Here is a 6,697-nt window from a genome sequence, read left to right on the forward strand (position 1 = left end):
CCGCCTCAACTCCACTCGTTTCCCTCGTCCGTCTCCTCACCTGACCGTTGCCCTTCTCCCCTTGGCTCTCTTCCTCCCCGCCTCTTGGCCCGTTCTCCGAGACAGGAATCCGCCATGCATCTCGACCACTTCGATCACCTCCTGGCGATGGACGAGGGCCCCGGCGCCGCCTCCCGGCGTCCCGACGGGGCCCGGCGCGCCCTGCGGATCGGGCTCGGAGGACCGGTCGGCTCGGGAAAGACCGCCACGGTGGCCGCGATGTGCCGCGCCCTGCGCGACACGCTGTCGCTGGCGGTCGTCACCAACGACATCTACACGCGTGAGGACGCCGACTTCCTGCTGCGCGAGGCGGTCCTGCCGCCCGAGCGCATCCAGGCGGTGGAGACCGGCGCGTGCCCGCACACCGCGATCCGCGACGACATCTCCGCGAACCTGGAGGCGGTGGAGGACCTGGAGGACGCGGTCGGTCCGCTGGACCTGGTGCTGGTCGAGTCGGGCGGGGACAACCTCACCGCGACGTTCTCGCGCGGGCTGGTCGACGCGCAGATCTTCGTCATCGACGTGGCGGCGGGCGACGACATCCCCCGCAAGGGCGGGCCGGGCATCACCCGCTCCGACCTGCTGGTCATCAACAAGACGGACCTCGCTCCGCACGTCGGCTCCGATCTGGGCCGGATGGCGGCCGACGCCGCGGAGCGCCGCGGTGACCTGCCCGTCCTGCTGACCTCGCTGAAGGCGCCGGACGGGGTGGCACCGGTGGCCCGCTGGGTGCGCGAGCGGCTCGCGGCCTGGGCGGCATGAGCGGAGGCCTGCGGGCGACCGCCCGGATCGTCGCCACGCGGGACGGGCTCGCCCTGCTCAGCGGCGAGGGGCCGCTCGCGCCACGCCGCACGCGCGCGGCGGACGGCGGTTTTCGGGTCACCCTGGTCGGCGCGATGAGTGCGCCGCTCGGCGGGGACCGGCTGGCCGTCGAGATCGAGGTACGGGCCGGAGCCCGGCTCACGGTGGACGCCGCCGCCGCGACGGTGGCGCTGCCGGGCCGGGGCGGCGGCGCGGCGCACTACGACGTACGGCTCACCGTCGCGGCGGGCGCCACCCTGCGGTGGCTGCCGGGGCCGCTCGTGAGTGCGGCCGGCTCCCTCCTGTTCCTGCGCACCACGGCCGAACTGGCCGAGGACGCGCGGCTGATGCTGCGTGAGGAGCTGGTGCTCGGCCGGTACGGCGAGCCGACGGGCACGGTGACGAGCCGCCTGAGCGCCCGGTACGCAGGCGTCGCGCTGCTGGACCAGGAGACGTCGTTCGGCCCCGGCGCGCCGGAGGGATGGGATGGCGGCGCGGTGCTCGGCGGCCATCGCGCCGTCGGGCAACTCCTTTGCGTGGAACCGGGCTTCGCGCACGATCCGGTGCCCGTCCAGCCGCTGGGCGACACCGCCGTGCTCGTCCCGCTGGCCGGGCCCGCGGCGCTGGCCACGGCGGTGGCGGCCGACGGGCTGCGGCTGCGTCACGCCCTGGACTCGGCGGACGCGGCGCTGCGCCGGGTACGCTCCGGCCGTTGACGCGACCCCGCCGTGCTGTCGTCCAGGGACGCGGGCGGGCGCCGCCGCGACGCGTTCCGCAGCCGCGACGACGCCCGCTCGGTCGGCTCGGACCGGCTCGGTCGGCTCGGACCGGCTCGGTCAGCTCGGACCGGTTCGGTCAGCCGACGTTCACGTCGATGCAGGTGTAGAACGCGTTGGCGGTGTCGGCGATGTTCCAGACGGCCAGTACCTTCTGCTTGCCGCGCAGATCACCGAAGTTGACCTGATGCGAGACCGTCGCACCGGGGATCGCGCCGTTGTCGTTGAACTCGGCGATCTCGCGGTCGCCCACGAAGTACTGCCAGGTGCTGGTGGCGTGGCGTGCCGTCAGCGTCCAGGTGAAGGTGGTCGTGGTGCTGACGGGCGTCACCGTCCAGCCCTTGCTGTCGTCGTCGAGCTCGGCGAACCTGGCGTTGCCGCCGCTGCAGCTCTTGAGCCCCTTCGGGCCCTCCACGCTCTGCGGCTCGTACTTGATGTCGCCGCAGCTCACGGTCCCCGCGGCGCACTGCGCCTGGCGGCTGGGCGGGTTGGAGACATAGCCGTGCGCGCTGGCCGAAGTCGCCGGCAGCACTACCGCGAGGACCGGCGCGATCACCGCGCCCGCCAGGGCGACCTTGAGCTTCCTGCTTCCACGCATCGCGAACTCCTTCACCTGGTGCGCGACCACTGGCTCGCGGACCGTGGGGGTCCGGGGACGGCGGATGCGCACGTCTGGTCGAGTGTGGGGCCTTGGCTGTGCGAAGGACGGCGGAGCCAGGCCGCTCTCCAGCGCCCCGTGCCGGGGCCACGGGAAGGCGACCGCACCGCTTGGACTAGACCATACAGAATGGCGTGCTCGCGTCAAGTAGTGGTCAAGGCAGGCCCGTTCGGCGCCCGGCCCGGGCCCCCCCCCCCCCCCCCGGCCCCCCCCCCCCCCCCCGGCGCGGCCGGGGGGGGGGCCCCCCCCCGCCCGCCCCCCCCCCGCCCCCCCCACCGCCCCCCCCGCCCCCGGGCCCGCCAGTCCCCGCGGGGCCCCCCGCCCCCGGGACCGCCGCGCGGCCCCCCCCCCCCCCCCCCCCCCGGACCCTCAGCGGCCCCGGGCGAGGAGGATCGGTGCCGCCGCCGCGGCCGGCCCGCCGGAGTCCGGCAGAAGGCCCCGCGCGGCGAGCTCCGGGATCACGCCCTCCCCGAACCAGTACGCCTCTTCGAGGTGCGGGTAGCCGGAGAAGATGAAGTGGTCGATGCCGAGCCGGTGGTACTCCTCGATCCGGTCGGCCACGTCCGTGTGGGCGCCGACCAGGGCGGTGCCCGCGCCGCCCCGTACGAGCCCCACTCCCGCCCACAGGTTCGGGGAGATCTCCAGCTTGTCGCGGGAGCCCCCGTGCAGGGCGAGCATGCGCTGCTGACCCACCGACTCGCTGCGCCCGAGGGCCTGTTGGGCGGCTGCGACGGTGTCGTGGCCGAGGTCGTCGAGAAGGCGGCCCGCACCGGCCCACGCCTCCTTCGCGGTGTCTCGACTGATGGTGTGCAGCCTGATCCCGAACCGGACCGTACGCCCCTCCCGTTCGGCAAGGCCCCGAATCCAGTCGATCTTCCGGGCCACCTGGGCGGGCGGCTCGCCCCAGGTCAGGTACACGTCGGCGTGGCGCGCCGCGACCGGCCCCGCGGCCTCGGAAGAACCGCCGAAGAACACCTCGGGCAGCGGGTCGGGCGGTTGGGCGGTGAGGCCGCCCTCCACCTGGTAGTGCTCGCCGTCGAAGTCGAACGGCACCCCGGACCACACCCCGCGTACCACCGAGAGGAACTCGGCGGTACGCGCGTACCTGCTGTCGTGGCCGGCGTGATCGCCGAACCGGCGCTGCTCGGTGCTGTCCCCGCCGGTGACGACGTTCAGCAGGAGCCTGCCGCGCGTGACCCGCTGGTAGGTCGCGGCCATCTGGGCGGCGAGGACCGGCGAGATCACACCGGGCCGGAACGCCACGAGGAACTTCAGCCGCCGCGTCTGCTGGGACAGTGCGATCGTGGTCAGCCACGCGTCCTCGCACCAGGTGCCGGTCGGGGTGAGGACGCCCTCGAAACCCAGCCCTTCGGCCGCCTTGGCGATCTGCGCGAGGTACTCGATGTCGGGGGGCCGGATGCCGGAGACCGGCGCGGGGCGGCCCTGCTCCGCCGCGGCGTAGGCGTGACGGTCCACGAGGGTGCGGCCATCACCGCCGGTCGGCAGGAACCAGTGCAGATGGAGGCTCATCGGGATGCCTTTCGTCAGTACGGACCGGTACGGGTCCGCACGAACCGGGGGCGGCGGGGCCGTGTGCCGCCCGCGTGCGACCGGGCCCGGTGCCACGACCGCCCCCGGAACACTCCACCGGACCCGCACGGCGCGGGGTGGGACGGGAGCATTGAGTGTGGAACCTAGAGGTACGGGAGGTACGGGTCCTACGAGACGTACGCGTCCTACGAGACGCGCGAGATGTCCGAGACGTAGGGGGTGCACAGGGCGCACGGAATGCGCGGGACGCACGGGATGGGCGGGCGGAGAGTGCGCGGAGTGCGCGTCACCGCGTCAGCGGGTCCCACGACACGCCGCGGAAGCGACCCGCAGCAGGTCGATGTGACCGCGCCGGGTGAGCATCGCCGAGCGGGGCGGGGACGCGGCGGCAGTGGCGCCCAGAGAGGTCAACGGCGCCCGGTCGCTCACGCTTCCCGGTCCCCGGGCAGCTCGCGCAGCACGTGGAGTCCCGGCAGGTTCACCACGACCGCCTCCTGGGTGCTGCGGGCGATCACCACGACGGCCTCCTCCTCGGGGCTCGGGTTCTCCTCGCGGTGCGGCACGTACGGCGGGACGAAGACGTAGTCGCCGGGCGCGGTGCGAATCCTGATCTCCTCGGGCCCCCCGTGCGCGTCGTCCAGGAAGACGAACTCGGGGTGGCCCGCGATCACATGGATGGCGGTCTCGGACGCGCCGTGGTGGTGGTCGGAGGATGCCGTACCCGGCGCCACGTGGGTCTGGCCCATCCAGATGCGCTCGGAGCCGACGGTGCGTCCACTGATCGCGGCGAACCGCCGCATGCCGCCGCTCTGCGCGGTGTCGCCGTCGAGCGCGTCGGCGCGTACGTGGTGGAGGCGGGAGCGCAGCGGTGCGGCGGTGTGTTCCCGGTCCGGCAGGTCGGGGTGGAACGCGTCGTGTCCTGGGCGGGCCCCGGGGGTGGCTGCTGCGTCGGACGGAGGGGTCTGCGAAGCCATGGTTCATCCCTGCTCGACGGGGTGCGGCGGGCGGCTGGCCCGGTGCGACCGTAGAGACCGCGACGAATGGATGTCAAGATGTGTCCATTGGCGCCGGCGTGGTCGGCCCGGCTTCCGGGCGACCCAGAGGAGAGGTCCTCCCATGCAGATTTCGGCCAGGACCGACTACGCGGTCCGGGCACTCATCGAGCTGGCGGCGGACGCCGGACGGCCGCTGAACTGCGAGAGCGTGGCGTCGGCACAGGGCATTCCGTTCCGGTTCCTCAAGTCGGTCTTCCGCGACCTGCGGCAGGCGGGCCTGGTACGCAGCCAGCGCGGCTGTGAGGGCGGGTACTGGCTCGGCCGGGACGCGGCAGCCATCACCGTGGCGGACGTGATGACGGCCGTGGACGGGGAGTTCTTCACGCTGCGGGGCGCGCCGCTCGCCGGTCTGGACTACCCCGGCGCGGCCGGCGCGCTGCCCGATCTGTGGCGCGCGGCGGCCGAGGCGGCGCTCGGGGTGCTGGCGTCGGCCACCATCGCCGACCTCACCGTCTCGGCGGTCCGGGCATGACGGTACGGCGCGGAGCGGACGCGGGTGCGGAACCCGGCCCGGGCGGGGAGGCGCCGTACACCGTCGACGCCGGACGCCGGTCCCCCGGCACCGGTGGCGAACGGATGCTGACCGTCACCGAGTTCACCGATCCCGCATGCCCCTGGGCCTGGGGGTCGGAGCCGGCGCTGCGACTGCTGCGGCACACGCTGGCCCCCGTGTGCTGCTGGCGCCGCGTGTTCGGGATTCTCTTCGACGAGGACGACGACGAGGCGCCGGACCCGGCGGCGGAGGCACGCTGGTACGACGGCTTCATCCGGCAGGTCGCCGCGCACACCGGTGCCCCGTACGCGGACCGGCTGCGCCGGCTGACGCGCAGCAGCTGGCCCGCGTCGGCGGCGGCGAAGGCGGCCGAGGCGCAGGGCGGCGACATCGCCGAGCGAGTGCTGCGGCGGCTGCGTGAGTCCACGTTCGTGTACGGCACGCCCGCCGACACGGCCGACGGGATACGCGCGGCCGTCACCGGCGTGGGGGGCCTCGACGTGGAACGGCTCCTGGACGAGGCCGCGTCGGCCGCGACGCGCGCGGCGGTGGCCGCGGACCGGGCCCTGGCGCGCCGCCCGGTCGACGCGGTGGTCGGCCTGGACGGCCCAGGACCGCACCCGGGCGGGGCCAAGGAGCTCGAAGAGGGCCGGCGTTACGCGCTGCCCACGCTCCTGTTCGAGGGGCCGGGCGGCCAGGTGTGCGCGCCGGGCTGGCGGTCGTTCGGCGCGTATCTCGCGGCGGCGGGCCGGGCCGCGGGCGGGCCGCTGCCGGCCGTCGCCGCGCCGGACGCGGGCTCCGCGCTGGAGCGGTGGCGCAGCCTCTCGCGGCCCGAACTCGGGCTGCTCACCAGGGAGCAGGCGCCGCCGCCCGATGCGGTCACCCTCCGCACTGCGGGCGGACCGCTGTGGCTGCATCCGGCCGAAGCGGTGGCAAGAACCGCAGGTCGGCGAGGTCTCGATGGATGAGACACCTGAAGGTGTCCATTGACAGCGCCCCGGGCCGGGGTGAGGATGTCTGCCATGCATGCGATGCACCCCGGTGTGGTCTGCCGCTACGTGGACTATCGACGCACCTCCAGCGCTCTCTGTCGCTGACACGACCGCGCTCGCCGGTCCCCTCGGGACCGTCGGCGCCCCGCGCCGCCGCCGTTCGGCGCAGCCCCTGAGGCGGGGCCCACGAGTGCAGGGCTCACGAGCGGCCGGCTCCTCGGACGGCCCCCCGGCCGACCGGGTTGATCACCGACGCGGCTCGTATCCCCTCACGAACTCCCCCTGATGTCACGGGCGTTCAATCCGCTATGCCGGACGGCTCGCCGTCCTTC

The 6,697-nt window shown here is 74.5% G+C and carries 7 protein-coding genes; 4 read left to right on the forward strand and 3 right to left on the reverse strand.

Translation table 11 applies throughout. The annotated features are described in order from the left end of the window. The first annotated feature begins 114 nt into the window (after positions 1–114). Positions 115–801, forward strand: a complete 687-nt coding sequence (gene ureG / locus LCE31_RS13815) for an urease accessory protein UreG (RefSeq protein ID WP_374118463.1) — start codon at positions 115–117, stop codon at positions 799–801. After that, a complete protein-coding gene (locus tag LCE31_RS13820) occupies positions 798–1,556 on the forward strand; it encodes an urease accessory protein UreD (protein ID WP_225014526.1) in 759 nt (252 codons plus the stop codon). Before ureG ends, LCE31_RS13820 begins: the two co-directional genes overlap by 4 nt. Positions 1,557–1,695: 139 nt before the next feature. Here the strand turns inward: LCE31_RS13820 and LCE31_RS13825 are convergent, their stop codons facing one another. The 3 genes from LCE31_RS13825 to LCE31_RS13840 form a co-directional block, all read right to left on the reverse strand. Then, on the reverse strand, positions 1,696–2,214 hold the full coding sequence (locus LCE31_RS13825) for a lytic polysaccharide monooxygenase auxiliary activity family 9 protein (protein WP_225014527.1): 519 nt from the start codon (positions 2,212–2,214) through the stop codon (positions 1,696–1,698). 429 nt (positions 2,215–2,643) lie between these two features. Next, entirely contained in the window at positions 2,644–3,804 is a 1,161-nt protein-coding gene (locus tag LCE31_RS13835) for an LLM class flavin-dependent oxidoreductase (protein WP_225014528.1), read from the reverse strand. Between the two features lie 446 nt (positions 3,805–4,250). Beyond that, positions 4,251–4,799 carry a cupin domain-containing protein gene (locus LCE31_RS13840; RefSeq protein WP_225014529.1) on the reverse strand — a complete coding sequence of 183 codons (549 nt, stop codon included), beginning with the start codon at positions 4,797–4,799 and terminating at the stop codon, positions 4,251–4,253. 142 nt (positions 4,800–4,941) lie between these two features. Between LCE31_RS13840 and LCE31_RS13845 the strand changes: the two genes are divergently transcribed. After that, complete coding sequence (locus tag LCE31_RS13845; RefSeq protein ID WP_225014530.1) at positions 4,942–5,352, forward strand: RrF2 family transcriptional regulator; 411 nt, start codon at positions 4,942–4,944, stop codon at positions 5,350–5,352. After that, positions 5,349–6,341, forward strand: a complete 993-nt coding sequence (locus LCE31_RS13850) for a DsbA family protein (protein WP_225014531.1) — start codon at positions 5,349–5,351, stop codon at positions 6,339–6,341. The genes LCE31_RS13845 and LCE31_RS13850 overlap by 4 nt, the downstream gene beginning before the upstream one ends. Positions 6,342–6,697: the final 356 nt, after the last annotated feature.

This window comes from Streptomyces sp. 8L, assembly GCF_020176795.1.
Lineage (GTDB): Bacteria > Actinomycetota > Actinomycetes > Streptomycetales > Streptomycetaceae > Streptomyces.

Coding starts and splice junctions, on each gene's coding strand:
- ureG (WP_374118463.1), top strand. CDS start 115: ATGCATCTCGACCACTTCGATCACCTCCTGGCGATGGACGAGGGCCCC.
- LCE31_RS13820 (WP_225014526.1), top strand. CDS start 798: ATGAGCGGAGGCCTGCGGGCGACCGCCCGGATCGTCGCCACGCGGGAC.
- LCE31_RS13825 (WP_225014527.1), bottom strand. CDS start 2,214: ATGCGTGGAAGCAGGAAGCTCAAGGTCGCCCTGGCGGGCGCGGTGATC.
- LCE31_RS13835 (WP_225014528.1), bottom strand. CDS start 3,804: ATGAGCCTCCATCTGCACTGGTTCCTGCCGACCGGCGGTGATGGCCGC.
- LCE31_RS13840 (WP_225014529.1), bottom strand. CDS start 4,799: ATGGCTTCGCAGACCCCTCCGTCCGACGCAGCAGCCACCCCCGGGGCC.
- LCE31_RS13845 (WP_225014530.1), top strand. CDS start 4,942: ATGCAGATTTCGGCCAGGACCGACTACGCGGTCCGGGCACTCATCGAG.
- LCE31_RS13850 (WP_225014531.1), top strand. CDS start 5,349: ATGACGGTACGGCGCGGAGCGGACGCGGGTGCGGAACCCGGCCCGGGC.